Here is a 19,694-nt window from a genome sequence, read left to right on the forward strand (position 1 = left end):
AGGCCAACTGCAGGGATATGTTGAAGCGATGATGCGTTTCGCGCGAAAGCATGATGAAGTGGAGCTGCAGAAGCTCGTGGAATGGCAAAGAAACATGAAGTCGAAAGGTGCCAACAAGGAGAAACCTGTGCGCCCTGATGTGGCTTTTTGGTTTCCGCCTGCCGATTCGCACATCCGTGGTTGAGTGGCGAGGCGCAACAGTTTCTGTTTGGCGAACGGAAGATGTGTGTTTCGTGTATAATAAGATAATTTTGTAAGAAATTTGATAAAATATCCTCGAATCGCAGGAAACGTATAGAAACGTATGATTGATTTTTGGGGATGTTGTATCTTTGCAACAGAAACAAAAAAGGCTGGCAGAAGCCGAATGCATCTCGGAGGCGCCCCGAATGTAGCAGGTGACAACAGCTAAGTAGTAACTTTAATGATCTTATACCATGAGTAACACAAAAAACAAAGAAACGCTCAAGACTGTACTCCAGTTTATCGTAAGCGTGATCACAGCACTCCTCGCCACACTCGGCGTTCAGAGTTGCGTCGGCATCTGACAAATTAGTTATTAACCTTAAAAAAACACAATTATTATGGCTACAATTCAAGCAATCGACATCATCAAGGGTATCAGTGGTAAGTATGGTAACAAGTCTAACGACTACTTCGCCACTAACAAGTCTAGTAACAAAATCCATCTCGCCAAACTCGCCAACCCATACAAGGGTCCTGCTACCGAGAAGCAGAAGCTGCAGCGCGAGAAGTTCGCCAAGCAGCAGGCTGCCAGCAGCGCATGGCTTAAGGCTAACCGCCCGAACGAGAAGAACGGCATCAAGGGTACTCCCATCTACCAGTATGCCCTGAAGCTGAAACGCACCTTCGCCTTCTCTAACGTCAACCAGGTGTTGTTTAAGTACATGGACAAGGAGTTTAACATCAAGTTGCCTGACTCCATCGATGCACCTAAGGCGGACGGCGAGGATACCGGTTCTACTACCAATCCTGGCAGCGGTGACCAGGGTACTGAGCAGAAGCCCGGTGGAAGCGACCAGGGTACAGAACAGCTTGGTGGCGGAGGTCTGGAGGGTTAGTCTTCCGTTTTCCTCTTAACCATCATTCCTTCATCGTCACAGCGCTCCTTGTTGTCAAGGGGCGCTGTATTCTTTATCCACGGAGCACACAGATGACACAGATTTTATTTGGCCGTGTCTTCCGTGGATAATTTCCGTGTGACATTAAACTTTACTTACTTTAGAGTTTGCAGAATATGGTCTAACTCATCGAGCTCTTCTTCTTTAGTTGCCCAACTCGTTACGAAACGGCAGATGATTTCGGTATCGCTCTTTCTTTCCCATATCTCGAAGGCTACTTTCTTGGAAAGGGCATCATAGAGGGTGGGTGAGAGGATGACAAACTGCTGATTGGTGGGGGAATCATAGGCTATGGCGATGCCGTGTTTCTGGAAAATGCTGCGGAGGCAAGTTGCCATGGTCATGGCGTGGCGCGATACCTTGAAATAGAGTTGGTCGGTAAAGAGCGTGTCAAACTGGATGCCTAACATTCTGCCTTTGGCAAGTAAGGCTCCATGACGCTTTACATTAGTGAAGAAGTATTTCGGTGCCTTCATTCCTGAGAAAACAACGGCTTCGCCCATCATGGCGCCCACTTTAGTGCCGCCGATATAGAAGACATCACAATGGCTGGCAAGGAATGGCAAGTCGTAGTCGCAGGCTTCTGATACCAGACCATATCCCAGTCGTGCTCCATCGATGAAGAGGCGGAGGTCGTATTTCTGACAGGTTGCATAGATCGCAGTCAGTTCTTCCTTGGTATATACCATTCCAAACTCTGTTGGCATCGAGATATAAACCATGCCAGGCTGTACCATGTGAGGATGCGTTTCGTCTGCAAGAAATGTATCCATATAGGCTGACAGGGTATTGGCAGACAATTTGCTATTCTCTCCCGGCAGCGTAATGACCTTATGACCAAAGGCTTCTACTGCCCCCGACTCGTGTACCTCAATATGGGCTGTATCTACCCCTATCACTCCTTCGCATCCCATGAGAACAGCATCAATAACGGTGGTATTGGTCTGTGTACCGCCTACAAGAAAGAACACATCGGCATTCTTATTGTCGATGGCTTTACGGATCTTCTCTTTTGCTGCTTCTGAGTATGGATCAAAACCATATCCAGAGGTTTTCTCTTTGTTGGTAGTGCCTAAAGCGTCCAGTATCTCTGGCAACATACCATTGTTGTAATCACTTTCGAATGAAATCATAGTTTTTTATCTTTTTGCGTTTTACTATATTAATATTTTTTATGTCGCACGGATTGCACGGAAAGATTTTTTTGGGGTTGCTTCGCAAGATGTTTTGGAGTAGCGAAGACAGAGTGAGAGCGCGCTTTCACTATGCTGAGTCACGACAAAACAAACCATAGGTAAATCTTTGGAGGAAATCTTTAATGAAATATGCCTTTGGCCAGAAATAATAATCTTTAACTAGAATCTCTAAACCATAACCCATAACCCATAACCTGTAACCTATAACCTAAACGCTCTGTGTGTTCCGTGGATAATTTCGGTGCGACTTTATTCACTCATGATGGTAGGGTTCTCCCTTGATAATGGTACATGCACGATAAATCTGTTCGGTGAAGGTCATGCGTATCATCTGATGAGAGAAGGTCATCATCGACAGGCTGATCTGATGGTTGGCTCGCTGATAGACAGCGGGGGAGAAACCATAAGGGCCTCCGATGATGAAAACCAAGCGACGCGCTGTGGCACGCTTTTGTTCCAGCCATGCTGCAAATTCGATGCTTCGCATCTGCTTGCCGTGTTCATCAAGCAAGACAACGGTGTCTGACGGTTGTAACTGGCGGAGGATGAGTTCGCCTTCGGCCTGTTTCTGCTGCGCCTCACTCAACCCTTTCGTGTTTTTCAGTTCGGGGATGGTTACTATCTCAAAGGGCATGTAGTGGCCGATGCGTCCCACATAATCGTCTATAATGGTAACAAAATGCTTGTTGACGGTTTTGCCTACTTGCAGGAGTACAGTCTTCATGTGGTTCTATGATTTTCGGGGGTATATTATCTTGATGAATGGAAACCTTCAAGATTCGCATAGCGATGGTTCATCATTCTGCGATAGATGGACTTCATCCATATTGGCATGGCGAGCGTGAAAGCCAGTCCGATGATGGTGAGAATGGTGTATGCTGTGACATCTCCGAATAATGCGCTCAACAGGCTGACCAGAATGATGGGCACGAAGAACACGACGAGTTCTATGAATATCTGGAGCTTGTTTTCCATCTGATTGCGTCCTGTGATCTTCTCATTCAGCGGAAGTGTCTGTCTGTTCCATATTGCCATGTGAAACAGCAAGCAGTATTCCGGACCGATAGTGATGAAGATGTATGCCAATATCATCATCAAAGAGAATTTCCCTGAGATGATGGCAGGAAGCAGCAACAGAAACGGGATGAGAACGATGGCGCTATAGAAATAGTATTTCGCGCGTAAAAGTGTGAGGATGTTCTCCCGATAGACCATGAGCAGGTCGATATAGTTTCCCTCCGGTCCCATGACCTTGATGAGGTTTACTGCTCCGAAGAACACAAAGCAATACAGGCACCAGATGTTGAGCATAGTAGGTGAATCGTATATATCGGTATAGGCGATAAGCAGCGACAGCATGACGATGATGCAAATGCCCTGGATGAAACGTCCGCGAATGGCTTTATTGCGCATGGTGCTCTTAATCTCCAGTTTGAGATATTCTCCCATCTGTCCAAAGCGGTTGAGCAGGTTGAATTCTGACACGTGCTTGAGTTTGGTCTTCTCTTGTTTGGATATCTCATCATAGATAAAGTGCATCTGCAACCATCTGTTGAGTGAGAACAGCAAAACAAGCAATCCTGCCCACAACAATACCGACATCCAGGAAAATCCGTAGTCGCAGAGGAAGTCCATGATATGATCCACAGATTTATCTATCTCTTTGTCGCTCATCAGCAGGAAGGGGAGTATGCAACAGCCATAGAACAGGGCGGGTAATATCCAGTAGTACACCTTCTGATTGACGAGTGTACGTACCAGGAGATACCATTGGCTGTTGACCACCACCATCATCAGCAGCAACAGCGTCATGCCGACAGCGGCTATGAATGGTGTTCCTCCACATATATTAATAAAGAAATAGGGGATGAAAAGTGTGAGATAGATAAGGGTGCTGCTGGAAAACAGCTGGTCAATAAGAAAACAGTCGATGGCACGGTAGCGACTGAAGGGCATGAGCAGGTAGGGCTTGACGAGCATGAGTGGTGTCTGCTGTGCCAGAAAGCGCGAACCGAAATCCAGTATTAAGAAAAGGGGCATGAGCAACAGGATGAACGCCGGCTCATGACTTTTTGCCGAAGCCCATCCGAGAAATGTTCCAATTCCTATCATATAGATTGCCATGAAACCCAAAAAGATATATCCGAAGAGTTTGCCATATTGGTTTGCTTCGAACATGACACTACGCTTCGCACTTAACTTATTGTTTCTGCGCAGCAGAAGATAGAGTTTGAAAAAGGATATCATCGTAAATCTATAATTTCGGCATTAGGACAAACTTTCTTGTTGAAGCGAAACAGTCCATCGGAGAGGTTGGCACGCTTGAAACCGCTGATATTTACCGTGGTCCATTTTCTGTTTTGCATCATGCGCACCTGTGAGGGTACGTAGCTTTGGCGCGAGATGGTGACAACCATTTCTCGGATGGCATTACGTTGCGATTTCATGGTAACGATATAATGCTGTCCCTTGGTCTGCAGGGAGAGGGTGTAGCCCCGGCGATAGAGATAGATAAAGCCATAGGGGTTGATGGCTTGCAGTTCGCTGGCGGTAGGGGTGTTGATGTTTACCTCGTCGTTTTGAGGAACATAGGTCCATTGGGTCTTGCCGTCAAACCATACGATTCCTGCCGATGTCTTGGCATAAAACTTACGACCTTTTACCGAGATGGTACCGCTGGCACCGGTGTTCTGCGCTCCACGGATGGTAAAAGCGGCTGTAACGCCTCCTTTGTTAGACAATACCTGGGCAGTCTTGTCGAGAACACTCTTGGCGCTCTGTGCTGCCGCAGTAGTAAAGACGGTGGCCAAAAGGCCTATAATCCATAATCTGATTTTCATCATGATGATCTGTTTTTAGATATACTGTTTATGTTGTGATATGCGATAATGGAGATTTGAATATCAATGGCGCAACTGGTTTAAAATGTTTTCCAGACTTACCTCATCCTGAATGAGCACCTCGCGTGGCTTACTGCCCTGGGCAGCACCGACCACTCCTGCACGTTCGAGCTGATCCATCAGTCTGCCTGCACGGTTGTAGCCAATGGCAAATTTACGCTGGATAAGACTGGTGCTTCCGCTTTGATTCATGACAATGAGTCGTGCAGCGTCCTCAAACATCGGGTCGAGGTGTGACATATCGACATCAGCTGCTTCACCAAGGTCACCGTCGGCAGTATCAGGCTCAGGCAGTTCGAAGGCTGACGTATAGCCCTGTTGCTGCGAGATGAAAGTGTTGATGCGCTCCACTTCCGGAGTATCAACAAAGGCACATTGTACGCGCACAGGTTCTCCGCCGTTGAGGTAAAGGAGGTCGCCTCGTCCTATGAGCTGTTGGGCTCCCGGACGGTCGAGAATGGTGCGTGAGTCAATCATGGCACCGACACGGAATGCTATGCGGCTTGGGAAGTTGGCCTTGATGGTACCGGTGATGATATTCGTAGTAGGACGCTGGGTGGCGATAATCATGTGGATACCCACGGCACGTGCCAACTGAGCGATACGTGCGATGGGGAGTTCCACCTCCTTGCCTGCTGTCATGATGAGGTCGCCAAACTCGTCGATAACGACCACGATATAGGGCAGGAAGCGATGGCCGTTCTCTGGGTTCAACTGGCGACTGATGAATTTCTTATTATATTCCTTGATATTACGTGCCTGTGCTATTTTCAACAGGTCGTAACGGGTATCCATCTCTTTACACAGCGAGTTGAGCGTGCGTACCACCTTGGTAACATCGGTAATGATGGGGTCGGCATTATCGTCGGGAACCTTGGCAAGGAAGTGTTTCTCGATAGATGAATAGACGCTAAATTCCACCTTTTTCGGGTCAACAAGTACAATCTTTAATTCCGACGGGTGCTTCTTGTAAAGCAACGAGGTGATGATGGCATTAAGACCTACAGACTTACCTTGTCCTGTTGCACCAGCCACCAGAAGGTGAGGCGCCTTTGCCAGGTCGAACATAAAGACCTCGTTGGTGATGGTCTTACCCAACGCACAAGGCAGTTCCATGGTTGTTTCCTGGAACTTCTTGGAATTGAGAATAGACTCCATCGACACGATATTGGGTTTGGCATTAGGAACCTCAATACCGATGGTGCCCTTGCCGGGAATCGGTGCGATGATACGAATGCCGAGTGCTGACAAAGACAATGCAATATCATCTTCCAGATTGCGGATGCGCGAGATGCGCACACCAGGCGCAGGCGTAATTTCATAGAGGGTGATGGTAGGACCAACGGTAGCTTTGATGCTGCTAATCTCCACTCCGAAATTGCGGAGCACATCGACGATGCGTTTTTTATTGGCATTCTGTTCCACCATGTCAATATATGGTTTGCCGTCATCGTCGTATTTCTTCAACAGGTCGAGCGTGGGGTAGTGGTAGTTTTCCAAATCGAGCTTGGGGTCATAAGGCGTAGAAAGACTGCCATTCTCACCTGCCAAATTCTTACCTGTGGCTTTTTCCTCTTTTTCACCAGTATCAACGGTCATTTCCACGGCACTATCGTCAGCAACAGGTTCTGTTGACAAGCCTTTATTGCCTGGTGTTTCAGACCGTTGTAACGTGGGAATAGGTTCCGTCTGTGGGTCGTTCACTTGGTCGAACTCCACAATCTGTGCATCGGGATCGTCAAACACTTCAGGGTCTTCCACCGTCTCCAAGGTAGATGTGTCCGCCTCCGGCTCACCTTTACCCACTTGAATCTCCATGTGGATCTTCTTGGCATAGCGTAAAGGATTGAAAATCTTGCGGATAATAATAATGGTTTCGGCACTCAGATACGTCAGAAACGCAATAGCCAGGATGATGAGCAATAGCGTTAAGCCCGGTGTGCCAACCAGTCCTTCTACCACATCGCAAGCAGTCTGTCCGTAATCGCCTCCGGGATTGTAGTGCATATCGACGAACAGCGGCGATAGGAATTTAGCCAACGTGAGTGACGACCATAGCATGATGAGGGTCAGACACATGAACCATTTCAACAGGTTGACTTTATAGGTCAGCAACATGCGGATGCCCGCAAGGAGGAGAAAAAACGGAATGAGGAAGGCAGGGAGACCAAAACATTTCTTGATAAAGAACCAAGAAACCTTCGCGCCCAACGAACCGCAACTGTTGGTAAACTCACCATTGAGATTGAGAATCTCACCGGCACGTGGATTCTCCAATATGCTTTGGTCGGCAGCTCCCGTGCCGAAATAGGAAATGAAAGCGAAGGCCATAAATCCTGCAATGGCAATCAATAACAAGCCTAAAAAGGGGAGAATGCGATCGCTAAAGTGTATTTTATCGAGGCCAAAAGTCTCTCTTACTGATGGTGTCTTGGGTTCTTTCTTTTTTCTTGCCATAATATATGATGGTGGTATGTTTTAATCATTTAATATGCAAAAGTAATGGAAAATTGTCAGAAATCAACATTTTATCGTGTTTTTTTTGTATTTTTGCACACCGAAAACAAATGATAGATGAAAAAGACCATTTATAGTAAATACGACAAGAAGTTGATACCCAGCCTGCCACGTGTACTTTTCGAGGGAAAAATCGAGGTTGTAGTCAGCGAGACCGAGGCAGAAAAAGCGGTCGATTACCTGCTCAGCCAACCCATTATCGGACTGGATACAGAGACAAGACCCTCATTTAAGAAAGGACATACCTATACGGTATCGCTACTTCAAGTGGCAAGCCACGATATCTGCTTTCTCTTGCGTCTCAACTACCTCAAATTTTCTCCATCCATCAAGCGTTTGCTGGAAGATACTACAGTACCCAAGATAGGGTTGTCGCTCCACGACGACGTGAAGATGCTCCATAAGATTGGCGATTTTGAACCAGGACATTTCATCGACCTTCAGGATAGAGTCAAAGAAGTCGGCGTGGAAGACATGAGTCTGCAGAAGATCTATGCCAACTTCTTCGGCATGCGCATCAGCAAACGAGAAAGACTCACCAACTGGGAGGCTGACATCCTGACGGAAAAACAAAAACGCTACGCAGCAACAGATGCTTGGTCGTGCATCCTGCTCTATGAAGAACTCATCAGACTGGAGCAGACCGGCGATTATGAACTCATAAAAACAGACGACGAACATGTATCCACAGATCATACTGAAGAAAGGTAAGGAGGAGAGTCTGAAAAGATTCCACCCCTGGGTGTTTTCGGGAGCTATACAGGCTATCGAAGAAGGAATAGAGGAGGGCGATACCGTTTGCCTCGTAAATAGAAATGGCGACTTCATTGCCGTGGGCCACTACCAAGAGGGGTCTATCGCCGTTCGTGTGCTCACCTTCGAGGATCGGGAAATTGACGACGATTTCTGGCATTCACGAATCTCATCTGCGCTGAAAATGCGTCAATCCATCGGCATTGCCGACTCGCCATCGAACAATACCTACCGACTGGTACACGGAGAGGGCGACAATCTGCCCGGACTTATTATAGATGTGTATGGCGATACTGCCGTGATGCAAGCCCATTCCATCGGCATGCACAAGGTCAGAAAGGAGATTGCCAAGGCACTCGTCGATGTGATGGAATCGCGCATTTCCAATGTGTATTACAAGAGCGAAACAACCTTGCCGTTTATGGACGCAACAGACATGAACGGATTCATTTACGGAGGAAGCGACAATAACGTGGCGTTGGAAAACGGACTCAAATTCCGAGTTGACTGGCTGAAAGGACAGAAAACCGGATTCTTTGTGGATCAACGCGAAAACAGATCACTCCTGGAGAAATATGCAGCAGGGAAGCGTGTGCTCAATATGTTCTGCTACACCGGCGGATTCTCTTTCTATGCGATGCGCGGAGGTGCACAACTGGTACACTCTGTTGACAGTTCGGCAAAAGCCATCGACCTGACCAGAGAGAACGTATCGCTCAATTTCCCTGGCGACCAGCGCCATGAGGCCTTTTGTGAAGATGCCTTCAAATACCTGGAGAAAGCAGGCGACAACTATAATCTGATTATCCTCGACCCGCCAGCCTTTGCGAAGCACAGAGGGGCGCTGCATAATGCGCTGAAGGGCTACACCCGTCTGAATCAGAAAGCATTTGAAAAAATAGAAAGGGGAGGTATCCTCTTTACCTTCTCTTGTTCACAGGTGGTTACGAAAGACCATTTCAGAAATGCTGTGTTTACTGCTGCTGCATTAGCAAAAAGAAATGTGAGAATACTCCATCAGCTCCATCAGCCTGCCGATCATCCTATCAATATTTATCATCCGGAAGGAGAGTACCTCAAAGGACTCGTCCTTTACGTGGAATAAAATAACATGTAATAACAGGAGGACATCGAATGGTGGAGAAAGTCAAGGCCTTCATGAGTCAGCATCAGCTGCTTGACGACAGGGAAATGTATCTTGTTGCGTTAAGCGGTGGGGCTGATAGTGTGGCATTGCTACTCGTTCTTCACGAGATGAAGATCAATATCCATGCCGTCCATTGCAATTTCCACCTGAGAGGGGAAGAATCGGATAGGGACGAAGCGTTCTGCGAATCCCTTTGTCACAAGCTCGACATTCCCTTTCATCGCATCCATTTTGATACGCAGACCTACGCAGAACTGCATCACATGAGTATCGAACTGGCTGCGCGTGAGTTGCGATACGGCTATTTTGAACAGCTCAGAATGGATATCGGCGCGAAGGGGGTGTGCGTGGCTCATCATCGTGACGATTCGGTAGAAACCATTCTCATGAATCTGGCAAGAGGTACGGGCATACATGGCCTTACAGGTATCAGTCCACGACAAGGGAATGTGTTAAGACCCCTGTTGGGAGTGACAAGGGCAGAGATTGAACAGTTTTTGGCAGACCGTCAGCAGCCCTTTGTTACCGATTCCACCAATCTTGAGGATGACGCTACACGCAATAAGGTGAGACATCATATCGTACCCCTGTTGAAGCAAATCAATCCGAAGGCTGCCGAAAACATTCTCCTCATGGCAGAAAGAATGGCAGGAGCAGAACAGGTGATGGAAAGACTGTTGAAGCCCTTGAGAAACCAGACGGAATATACCAAACAGGAAATTCTGGAGGATGTGGGAAATGACTACCTGTTGTATGAACTCTTGCGGGATAAAGGCTTTAATGCCCGACAATGTACGCAAATTTTCAATAGCATGATGGCGGATGGTACCGGTCGTGCTTTCATGTCGAAAGACTATGAATTGGTCATCGACCGAGATCGGATTGTTATGGAAAAGCAAAAGCCTGCTTTTCGGCAGATCACAATTCCAGAACCAGGAGTCTATGTCATGCAGCATAACGAAAAACTCCGAGTCGGGATGGCAGATAAACCCCGTGACTTCAAGGTTTCCAAAGCGTCACACAAGATTACCGTTGATGCCGACAAGATACGCTTTCCTCTTGTCGTCAGACTGGTACAACAAGGAGATGTGATGATTCCTTTTGGCATGAAGGGACATAAGTTGTTGAGTGATCTGATGACCGACTGCAAGATGACACTTTTGGACAAGCGCCGCCAGCGTGTGGTAGTGGATGCTTCGGGTGTCGTGGTTTGGCTCATGGGAAAACGTTGTGACAATCGTGTGGCTGTTGATGATACTACCCAACGGATACTCACCATTGAGATTGATTTGGAAGCATAACCTCCCATAGAAATCGCTATCAGAATATCAAAAGAGATCATACAAATATTCAATTCATCAATCATTTCATTATGGACAAACTACCGAAAGACCCCGCAATTCTAGTATCAAGCATCAACATGTTTCTGCGTGATGAAGAGTTTGACTCTTTGGAAGCCCTTTGCTATTGTTACAATCAAGAGCCACAGGCGTTGAAAGACTATCTCTACGCCCATGGATTCGTCTATTCTGAGGAACAACATCAGTTTCGACCCAAAGGCTATGAAAACAATACCGACCTTTGACCGCTCTAACGAATACTATGACGATGAATATTCCTCATGATGCTATAGAAACAACCTACAGCTTCTTTCACCAAAAGCAACGAATCTATCAATTTTCTACCCTGTCGTGGCAGAAAGACGATATTGAAATGGCTATTTCTGATTATGTAGAATCGATGAATGAAGATCTTTATGCCACATTGGCAAAAGGTAAACCCGACTTCTTGCGCGACCATAGGCGTTTTGCCGAAGAACTCCTGGATGCGGTAGAACAGTTGGAACAACTGCTTTAACCGCTTGAAAAAGAATACGGAAAGAGACACGTTAACAATATAGGATGGTAATCCATCAATCGCCCTGATGAAGATTATTCATGTGGATATGGATCAGTTTTTTGCTGCTGTAGAACAGCAAGACAATCCAAAACTAAAAGGCAAACCTATTGCAGTAGGACATGATGCCGAACGTGGTGTGGTGTCAACAGCAAGCTACGAAGCCAGACGCTTTGGAGTACATTCGGCACAGTCTATTCAGTTGGCCAAACGGCTATGTCCAGAACTCATCATCGTAGAGCCCCATTTCCAACGATACAAAGAAGTATCGGCACATTTGCACGAGATATTCCACGAATATACCGACCTCATAGAACCCATATCCCTCGACGAAGCCTTTCTCGATGTAACAGAAAACAAGAAAGGCATTGAACTGGCGGTGGATATTGCAAAAGAAATCAAACAGCGCATCTATCAGACAACGGGACTTACCGCATCGGCAGGTGTGAGCTACTGTAAGTTTATAGCGAAGATAGCCTCTGACTGGCGTAAGCCCGACGGTCTGACGGTCATTCATCCCGACAGGGCATTAGACTTTATTTCCCGACTCAAAGTGGATAGGATATGGGGCGTGGGGCCAAAGACTGCAGAGAAAATGCACCACATGGGTATCTTCACCGGATTAGATCTGCGCAACACGCCCCTTAACCAACTCACGGAAGAATTTGGCAAGATGGGACAGGTGTTTTACGAATTCTCACGAGGCATAGACTCACGTCCCGTGATCAGCGAATGGGAGCGTAAGAGTGTGAGTTGTGAACAAACCTTTGACAATAACATCAGCGACAATTCCGCCGTTACCATTCAACTCTACCACATGGTACTGAATTTGGTTGGGCGGATAGAGAAAAACAATTTTGAGGGGCGTACGCTAACGCTGAAGGTCAAGTTTCAGGACTTTCAGCAAATCACCCGCAGCATTACCGTTGACCGTGTTCTCCGTTGCAAAGACGATATCCTTCCTTTAGCCAAACAGTTGATCCGTCAGGTTGAGTTTCATTCACATCCCATCCGACTGTTGGGCTTGGGTGTCTCTAACCATAAGCGTGTTAACCCGTCAGAACCTGCTAAATATATAGAACTGGAACTGGAGTTTGAACCCTGGCCAGACGAATGACTCACAGAGTTACTTCATGGTATTATTGCGAAGAAACTCCTGATACTGCAGACCATAGCCATTGAAAACATTGATGTCAACAGGACCGTGGATGCCTGCAACACGGCCTTCAGGACTGAGTTGCCAGAATACCAGATGTACGTCAGGCTTGTACTCGCCATAACGGGCAATCCATACCTGATAACGCTGCTTGATATCAGGAGCCTTGGACAGATAGCGGTTGACGAACATCTGGCTGACGTAGAGTATGGGGCGGTGTCCTGTGGAACGCTCAACAATATTGCACCAGGTACGAATATGCTTGAATAACTGTTCTGCACCACCAATAGCGGCAATCTGAGCATGAGAGGGTTCGACATCGAGAACAGGCGGAAAGTCGCCTCGGCGAAATTGTGCATATCGCAGAAAATGGCGTGCTTGTCTTTCTGCTGAGGTTTTGAGTGACATGAAATGGTATGCTCCTACACGTATGCCCTGACGTCGTGCCTGTTGACAGTCAGCAGCATAATAGCGATTGCGGATGGAAATGCCTTCAGTAGCTTTGATATAAACAAAGGAAATGGGGAAATCAGGACGCCCCATGACATGTTTATTGTGTTTCGAACCGAGTGAAGTGATGCGAACTTGACGCCAGTTGATTGTAAACCGTTTACGTCCTTTCTCATGCTGGTGGCGAGAGATGTCGATGCCATAGATGCGTTCTGAGGTGTATTTGATTTTTTCCCCAAGGAATCTTCCCTTTCGCCATTCGCCAGCTTTTATGCCATGCGAAGAGGATTCAAATCCCCATCCTTCGGGACGGTCATTCACCCACATGCCGGTGTAACTGCTTCCATCTTGTCGTACGATACTTCCTTGTCCGGAAGCCAGTCCCAAAGTGTCCATCTGTCCATCATAACAGCCTTCGTCATCGTAACGTCGTGCTACCACGATGGTATCGTTATCCCACAGACCACAAACAATACGTCCCTGAGGATCCCGCCAGACAGCAGGACCGTTGAGCAGACCGAAATGGAATCTTCCTGCCTTCCAATAGCCACCATTGATGCGTACCGCTATCAAGGGGCGCTTTGTTTCAGGAATATAGCGTCTGCCTATGATACGACGTGTGGAATCAGTCTGCAGCAGACTCTTCAGTCGAATTTGTTCTTGTTGCAGTTGGTTGTCGTGTTGTGCTATCAAATCAAATCCCTCGTCGGTCACATTATGTACAGCAAAATAATCGTCCATAGCCTCTCTCTCTTTCCGAATCTGATCAAGCCTATGGTGAAGTGAGTCATCAGATGGTCTGCCAGCCATGATAATTTCCCATTTAGGCCCAATACCCATATTGCGGTTATTCAACCAATCGCGGTAATACCGCCAACCAATAGCAATAGCTGTTCCTACTACCAGTAGGCAGACGACAAGATCTATCCGACGTTTAGTACACATTTTTAAACCTCCTGAACAATAATCTTTTGACTATTCTTTATTAGAATCTTCTTTAGACTTCAGATCCAGCCAGTAGTCGATGATTTGACGGGCAATGGAGAGCTTCTCTGGAATTTGTGGTAAGTGGTGACGATTGAACCACGCGCCACGTGAGAGTTCTGATCGCTGCAGCTGAATGTCTCCGTTGTCATATTCTGCAAGAAACCCAACCATCAGTCCGCAAGGGTAGGGCCAAGGCTGTGAACCGTAATAGTGCAGGTTTTTGATGGTCAGTCCGGTCTCTTCCATGACCTCACGGCAAACAGCCTCTTCGAGCGTCTCACCGGTTTCCACGAATCCTGCTACAAGACCGTAGAAATCGCCACGGAAATTCTTGGCATGAACCAAAAGCACCTCATCGCCTCGGCTGACGAGTACGATGACAGCAGTAGCCAGTTGTGGCCACACCTCCTTACCACATTGTGTGCAGCGCTTGGAGATGTCTGTATGGAATTTCATAGGAGCGCCACAAACTCCACAGAATTTGGTATTACTATCCCAATAAAGCAGTTCGTGGCATTTTCCAGCGAGAAGATAGTCGTGACTTGAAAGGTGATAGTAACTCTGTCGAAGTCCACACATTTCATAGCGTGGATTGTCAGTCAGAGGTTGGTCGATACGGTAGGCTTTCGCACCAGCAACATGGAGAATGTTGGTCCAAGGCTTGAGTTCGACAGGAGGTTCGGTAGGAATGCGTAATACATCACCGTCTTTCTCCAAGACAAGGTCTGATTGACAAAATACGAAATATTGTTCCATGGCTTAATCCTCCTTGAAAATAAGACGACGGTCACGTTCGATAGCCGGTTTTGTCCATTCCTCCGGTACGAATCGCCAGTTGTTGAGTGGGAGAGCTTCTACCGTTCCCTGTTTTTCTATCAAAACTCTTTTCATGTGTGAATTGTGGATAGATTGTGATTATAATAGAAAATCGTTATCTCTGTTTCCCTTGATTGATAAGAAACTGTTCTGCGCGTTCAAGGTCGGCAGGGGTGTCAATACCAACGGTTTCAACATCAGTCAATCCGACACGAATGCGGTAGCCGTTTTCCAACCATCTTAACTGTTCGAGACTCTCTGCCAGTTCGAGGGGGGACTGAGGAAGTTGGGTGACTTCTCTGAGCACTTCGCGACGATAGGCATAAAGTCCAAGATGTTTGAGATATGGATAGTGGTTGAGCCACGATTTAGGTTCCTGTCCACGTACGAACGGAATGACAGAACGGCTAAAATACAAGGCGAAGCCCTGTTTGTCGCAAACAATCTTCGGAGAGTTAGGATTTTCCGTAGCTTCCATGGAGTCAAAGCGTTTTCCAAGTGTACCAATTTGCGTTTCCTCACAATCGAAAAGCGACTGTAAGGTTTTGAGCTGTGAAGCATCAACAAACGGTTCGTCGCCCTGAATGTTAATCACGACATCAGCATCTGTGCCTATCTTTTCTGCAGCTTCTTCAATACGGTCGGTACCACTTTTATGGTCAGCTCTTGTCATGATGGCGTGTCCGCCAAAACTTTCTACCACACGAGCGATGCGTTCGTCGTCGGTAGCAACATAAGCCTCGTCGAGCGCCTGTGCTGCCTTTTCATATACATGTTGTATGACTGGGCGTCCACCCAAAAGAGCCAACGGTTTGCCTGGAAACCTTGTAGATGCATATCGGGCTGGGATGATAGCTATGAATTTCATTTTTCTATAGGATTTTTTATTTGTTTTCATTGCAAAGGTACAAAAATATCCTTATGGTGCGTTAATATACGCTAACAAAAATGATAAATACCGATTTTTTTTCATACCTTTGTTCCGATTTATTGCTATTAAAATAGAATCAATGATTATTAGACTGAGATATTTCCTTACGATAACATTAGCGACGGCAGCATTGACACTACCGGCGCAGAAGATAAAAGTCGGTGCGTGTACAACGGCCGACGGTGGCGAATACCAAGGTGAGATGGTTGGCGGAAAGCCAGACGGACGTGGTCGGGCAACCTATAAAAACGGGGACTGGTATGAAGGTCTATACTCCAAAGGCAAACGTCAGGGAAAGGGTACTTATACTTTTTCCGATGGTGAAAAATATGAGGGAGAATGGTTTCAAGATCACCAGCATGGCGTTGGAACGTTCTATTTCCAAAACAATAATAAGTATGTAGGACTCTGGTATATTGACGAACAACAGGGTCATGGTAAGATGTACTACTATAATGGTGACGTCTATGATGGCATGTGGAAACAGGACAAACGCGAAGGAAAAGGTCGTTATACGTTCAAAGACGGCACTTGGTATGAAGGTCTGTGGAAAGACGACATGAAATCAGGAAAAGGTGTTTATCATTGGCCAGACGGCTCGTCTTATGACGGCATGTACGCAAATAATTTACGTGATGGCAAAGGAGTGTTCAGATACTCCAATGGTGACGTTTATGTAGGACAATGGAAAGAAGACACCCCACACGGAAAAGGTATTTATAAATTTCAGAGTGGCGACGTCTATGAAGGTGACTATGTACAGGGCGAACGTACCGGTATGGGCGTCTTCAAATTTGCCAATGGCGACAAATACACAGGAGCCTTTGTGGATGGCGACAAACAAGGCCAGGGCATACTTGTGTGGAAAAACGGGAACGTCTATCAAGGTGAATGGAAAGCCGACAAACCTAATGGATACGGAAAACTGACGATGAAGAACGGCGATGTCTTTGAAGGACAGTTCAAAAACGGAACCATACACGGACAAGGTGTAGCACGTTTTGCAGACGGGTCAAAATTCAAAGGACAGTTTATCAACGGACGAAGAAACGGACCTGCCGTAGAAGAGGATAAAAACGGCAAACGCTTTGAGGGATCCTATGTAGATGACAGACGTGACGGACGTTTTGTAGAAAAGGACGCCAACGGTAATGTTACAGCACAAGGTAACTATACAAGAGGACATCGTGAGGAAGACAAAACAAAATAAGCAACCCTTAAATAAATCAATAGAATTATGATTATCGACGAACTAAAACATCTGAAAGACTATGAGTCGTTGAACCCATTGTTTTCAAAAGTTGTGGAGTTTATCAACCAGCACGACCTCAACACACTTGAGGAAGGCAAACATGAGATAGTGGGTAAAGACCTCTTTGTCAACATCCAGACAGCCAAAGGAAAGACACCCGACGAGGCTGTTATCGAAACCCACAATAAGATGATCGACATACAGATACCGCTCTCTGCTGCTGAAACATACGGATATACTCCCCGTGAAGCACTTCCGGAGGCTGCATATAACGAAGAGAAAGACATTACCAAAATACCCGGACTTGCTGCCGAGAGTTATGTGACAGCTCAGCCCGGATGTTTTGCCATCTTCTTCCCACAGGATGGTCATGCCCCGTGTATTGCAGGTGTAGATGAAATAAAGAAAGCCATTTTTAAAGTTAAAGCCTAATATCATCATGACAACAAATAAAACTACAAAATCCAAAGCCGGAGCAAAGACTGCGGCAAAGAGAACGACACGTAAAAGTGTGAAACAGGAAAACAAGCATATTGGTCTGGTAAAAAATGACTCTTGGCTTGAACCCTACGAGGATGCCATTCGTGGAAGACATGAGCATGCCCTATGGAAAATCGCCCAGTTGACGAGAAACGGGAAAAAGACTCTTTCTGATTTTGCATCAGGACACCTCTATTTCGGACTTCATAAGCTTGCAAAAGGCTGGGTGTTCCGTGAATGGGCACCTAATGCAACAGAAATATACCTCATCGGAGATTTCAACAACTGGCAGGAATCACCCAAATATAAATGCAAACGTATTGAAGGTACAGGAAACTGGGAACTCAAACTCTCGGAAAAGGCCATTAAACATGGAGACCTATATAAAATGAAAGTCAAATGGAATGGTGGAGAGGGTGAACGCATACCAGCATGGTGTCAACGTGTGGTACAAGACGAACAGACCAAGATTTTCTCAGCACAGGTGTGGAACCCTGAACATCCTTATGTCTTTAAGAAAAAGACCTTTAAGCCTGACATTTCACCATTGCTTATCTATGAATGCCACATTGGAATGGGACAAGATGCCGAAAAGGTTGGCTCTTATCGTGAATTTCAGGAAAACGTATTGCCACGTGTTAAGAAAGATGGATATAATGCCATTCAGGTTATGGCCATCCAGGAACATCCCTACTATGGATCCTTTGGATACCATGTATCATCATTCTTTGCACCTTCAAGTCGTTTCGGAACTCCTGACGAATTAAAGGAAATGATTGATACTGCCCATAAAATGGGTATTGCGGTCATCATAGATGTTGTTCATTCGCACGCTGTGAAAAACGAAGTTGAAGGACTCGGAAATCTTGCAGGAGATCCCAATCAATACTTTTATCCTGGTGAACGTCATGAACATCCAGCATGGGACTCTTTGTGTTTTGACTACGGAAAGGATGACGTCTTACACTTCTTACTCTCCAATTGCAAATATTGGCTGGAAGAATACCATTTCGACGGCTTCCGCTTCGATGGAGTTACGTCTATGCTGTATTACTCTCACGGACTTGGGGAAGCATTTACAGGCTATGGAGATTACTTCAACGGACATGAGGATGACAATGCGATCTGCTATCTGACATTGGCCAACAAACTGATTCACGAAGTTAATCCCAAGGCAATAACGATTGCCGAAGAAGTATCGGGTATGCCAGGACTTGCCGCACGTTTTGAAGACGGTGGGTATGGTTTCGACTACAGAATGGCTATGAACATTCCTGACTATTGGATTAAGACCATTAAGGAAGTAAGGGATGAGGATGTCAACGTTTGTAGCATTTTCTGGGAAGTGAAGAACAGACGACCGGACGAGAAAACCATATCTTATTGTGAAAGCCATGATCAGGCTCTTGTGGGAGATAAAACCATCATCTTCAGACTCATAGATGCCGATATGTATTGGCATTTCAAGAAAGGCGACGAAAACGAAATAGTTCGAAGGGGTATCGCGCTACATAAGATGATTCGACTGGTGACACTTGGAGCTATAAATGGCGGTTACCTCAATTTTATGGGTAACGAGTTCGGACATCCAGAATGGATTGACTTCCCGCGTGAAGGAAATGGATGGTCGTACAAATATGCAAGACGCCAATGGAATCTTGTAGATAACAAAGAACTCTGCTACCACTGGCTTGGTGATTTTGACCGCAGAATGTTGGAAGTGGTCAAGAGCCAACGAAATTTCCAGAACACACCCGTAACAGAAATTTGGCATAATGATGGAGATCAGGTGCTTTGCTTTATGAGAGGCGACCTTGTCTTTGTATTCAATTTCTCTCCAACACACTCCTATACTGACTATGGATTCCTTGTACCTACAGGTTCCTATGAAGTAGTGCTCAACACAGATGCCAAGGAGTTTGGTGGTAATGGATTCGCAGATGACACGATGACTCACATGACCAACTACGATGAACTCTATGTGAAAGACCGCAAAGAGTGGCTCAAGCTCTATCTACCAGCCAGATCAGCTGTGGTGCTCAGAAAACTGTAAGTGGAACAAAGGTAAAAC

The 19,694-nt window shown here is 46.2% G+C and carries 20 protein-coding genes and 1 pseudogene; 12 read left to right on the forward strand and 9 right to left on the reverse strand.

Annotated features, from left to right (window positions below; all coding sequences use genetic code 11):
* From CIK89_RS02875 to CIK89_RS02880, 3 genes and pseudogenes are all read left to right on the forward strand, one after another.
* Positions 1 to 184 (forward strand): annotated as a pseudogene (locus tag CIK89_RS02875) (hypothetical protein); the annotation flags it as partial.
* Positions 185 to 437: 253 nt separating this feature from the next.
* Entirely contained in the window at positions 438 to 548 is a 111-nt protein-coding gene (locus CIK89_RS13435; protein WP_158214686.1) for a smalltalk protein, read from the forward strand.
* A gap of 36 nt (positions 549 to 584) precedes the next feature.
* Complete coding sequence (locus CIK89_RS02880; protein WP_094389937.1) at positions 585 to 1,082, forward strand: hypothetical protein; 498 nt, start codon at positions 585 to 587, stop codon at positions 1,080 to 1,082.
* A gap of 155 nt (positions 1,083 to 1,237) precedes the next feature.
* Here CIK89_RS02880 and CIK89_RS02885 read toward each other — a convergent pair whose 3' ends face one another.
* The 5 genes from CIK89_RS02885 to CIK89_RS02905 form a co-directional block, all read right to left on the reverse strand.
* Entirely contained in the window at positions 1,238 to 2,275 is a 1,038-nt protein-coding gene (locus tag CIK89_RS02885) for a low specificity L-threonine aldolase (protein WP_094389938.1), read from the reverse strand.
* A 316-nt stretch (positions 2,276 to 2,591) separates the two neighbouring features.
* The gene (rlmH, locus tag CIK89_RS02890; protein WP_094389939.1) at positions 2,592 to 3,062 is read right to left on the reverse strand and encodes a 23S rRNA (pseudouridine(1915)-N(3))-methyltransferase RlmH; all 471 of its coding nucleotides are present in this window, start codon (positions 3,060 to 3,062) and stop codon (positions 2,592 to 2,594) included.
* Between the two features lie 26 nt (positions 3,063 to 3,088).
* A complete protein-coding gene (locus CIK89_RS02895) occupies positions 3,089 to 4,585 on the reverse strand; it encodes a DUF5687 family protein (RefSeq protein WP_094389940.1) in 1,497 nt (498 codons plus the stop codon).
* Positions 4,582 to 5,181 (reverse strand): LolA-like putative outer membrane lipoprotein chaperone, encoded by a 600-nt coding sequence (locus CIK89_RS02900; protein WP_254046601.1) that lies wholly within the window; start codon positions 5,179 to 5,181, stop codon positions 4,582 to 4,584. The genes CIK89_RS02895 and CIK89_RS02900 overlap by 4 nt, the downstream gene beginning before the upstream one ends.
* 60 nt (positions 5,182 to 5,241) lie before the next feature.
* Entirely contained in the window at positions 5,242 to 7,695 is a 2,454-nt protein-coding gene (locus CIK89_RS02905; protein ID WP_094389941.1) for a DNA translocase FtsK, read from the reverse strand.
* A 117-nt stretch (positions 7,696 to 7,812) separates the two neighbouring features.
* Between CIK89_RS02905 and CIK89_RS02910 the strand changes: the two genes are divergently transcribed.
* From CIK89_RS02910 to dinB, 6 genes are all read left to right on the forward strand, one after another.
* Positions 7,813 to 8,466, forward strand: coding sequence for a 3'-5' exonuclease (locus tag CIK89_RS02910; protein ID WP_094389942.1), 654 nt, complete (start codon positions 7,813 to 7,815; stop codon positions 8,464 to 8,466).
* The gene (locus CIK89_RS02915; RefSeq protein WP_094389943.1) at positions 8,435 to 9,613 is read left to right on the forward strand and encodes a class I SAM-dependent rRNA methyltransferase; all 1,179 of its coding nucleotides are present in this window, start codon (positions 8,435 to 8,437) and stop codon (positions 9,611 to 9,613) included. The genes CIK89_RS02910 and CIK89_RS02915 overlap by 32 nt, the downstream gene beginning before the upstream one ends.
* 29 nt (positions 9,614 to 9,642) lie before the next feature.
* Entirely contained in the window at positions 9,643 to 10,956 is a 1,314-nt protein-coding gene (gene tilS, locus CIK89_RS02920) for a tRNA lysidine(34) synthetase TilS (RefSeq protein ID WP_094389944.1), read from the forward strand.
* A 71-nt stretch (positions 10,957 to 11,027) separates the two neighbouring features.
* Positions 11,028 to 11,240 (forward strand): DUF4250 domain-containing protein, encoded by a 213-nt coding sequence (locus CIK89_RS02925; RefSeq protein ID WP_094389945.1) that lies wholly within the window; start codon positions 11,028 to 11,030, stop codon positions 11,238 to 11,240.
* 23 nt (positions 11,241 to 11,263) lie between these two features.
* Entirely contained in the window at positions 11,264 to 11,512 is a 249-nt protein-coding gene (locus CIK89_RS02930) for a hypothetical protein (RefSeq protein ID WP_094389946.1), read from the forward strand.
* 64 nt (positions 11,513 to 11,576) lie between these two features.
* Positions 11,577 to 12,668: a DNA polymerase IV gene (gene dinB, locus CIK89_RS02935; protein WP_094389947.1), complete on the forward strand. Its 1,092-nt coding sequence runs from the start codon at positions 11,577 to 11,579 to the stop codon at positions 12,666 to 12,668.
* 9 nt (positions 12,669 to 12,677) lie between these two features.
* Here dinB and CIK89_RS13795 read toward each other — a convergent pair whose 3' ends face one another.
* The 4 genes from CIK89_RS13795 to kdsB are packed head-to-tail and all read right to left on the reverse strand — an operon-like array spanning position 12,678 to position 15,828.
* The gene (locus CIK89_RS13795) at positions 12,678 to 14,102 is read right to left on the reverse strand and encodes a GH25 family lysozyme (protein WP_254046273.1); all 1,425 of its coding nucleotides are present in this window, start codon (positions 14,100 to 14,102) and stop codon (positions 12,678 to 12,680) included.
* A gap of 30 nt (positions 14,103 to 14,132) precedes the next feature.
* Entirely contained in the window at positions 14,133 to 14,900 is a 768-nt protein-coding gene (gene nudC / locus CIK89_RS02945) for an NAD(+) diphosphatase (protein WP_094389948.1), read from the reverse strand.
* A 3-nt stretch (positions 14,901 to 14,903) separates the two neighbouring features.
* Positions 14,904 to 15,035 (reverse strand): hypothetical protein, encoded by a 132-nt coding sequence (locus CIK89_RS13895; protein ID WP_256387813.1) that lies wholly within the window; start codon positions 15,033 to 15,035, stop codon positions 14,904 to 14,906.
* Between the two features lie 40 nt (positions 15,036 to 15,075).
* Positions 15,076 to 15,828 (reverse strand): 3-deoxy-manno-octulosonate cytidylyltransferase, encoded by a 753-nt coding sequence (gene kdsB / locus CIK89_RS02950; protein ID WP_094389949.1) that lies wholly within the window; start codon positions 15,826 to 15,828, stop codon positions 15,076 to 15,078.
* A 142-nt stretch (positions 15,829 to 15,970) separates the two neighbouring features.
* Here kdsB and CIK89_RS02955 point away from each other — a divergent pair, with 142 nt between their 5' ends.
* From CIK89_RS02955 to CIK89_RS02965, 3 genes are read left to right on the forward strand one after another with little or no spacing between them, the layout of a single operon-like run.
* Positions 15,971 to 17,101, forward strand: a complete 1,131-nt coding sequence (locus CIK89_RS02955) for a phosphatidylinositol-4-phosphate 5-kinase (protein WP_094389950.1) — start codon at positions 15,971 to 15,973, stop codon at positions 17,099 to 17,101.
* A gap of 27 nt (positions 17,102 to 17,128) precedes the next feature.
* Positions 17,129 to 17,575 carry a YhcH/YjgK/YiaL family protein gene (locus CIK89_RS02960; RefSeq protein ID WP_094389951.1) on the forward strand — a complete coding sequence of 149 codons (447 nt, stop codon included), beginning with the start codon at positions 17,129 to 17,131 and terminating at the stop codon, positions 17,573 to 17,575.
* 7 nt (positions 17,576 to 17,582) lie between these two features.
* The gene (locus tag CIK89_RS02965) at positions 17,583 to 19,676 is read left to right on the forward strand and encodes an alpha amylase C-terminal domain-containing protein (RefSeq protein WP_094389952.1); all 2,094 of its coding nucleotides are present in this window, start codon (positions 17,583 to 17,585) and stop codon (positions 19,674 to 19,676) included.
* Positions 19,677 to 19,694 lie beyond the last annotated feature (18 nt).

Origin of the sequence: Prevotella sp. P4-119 (assembly GCF_002251345.1) — a bacterium.
Taxonomy (GTDB): domain Bacteria; phylum Bacteroidota; class Bacteroidia; order Bacteroidales; family Bacteroidaceae; genus Prevotella.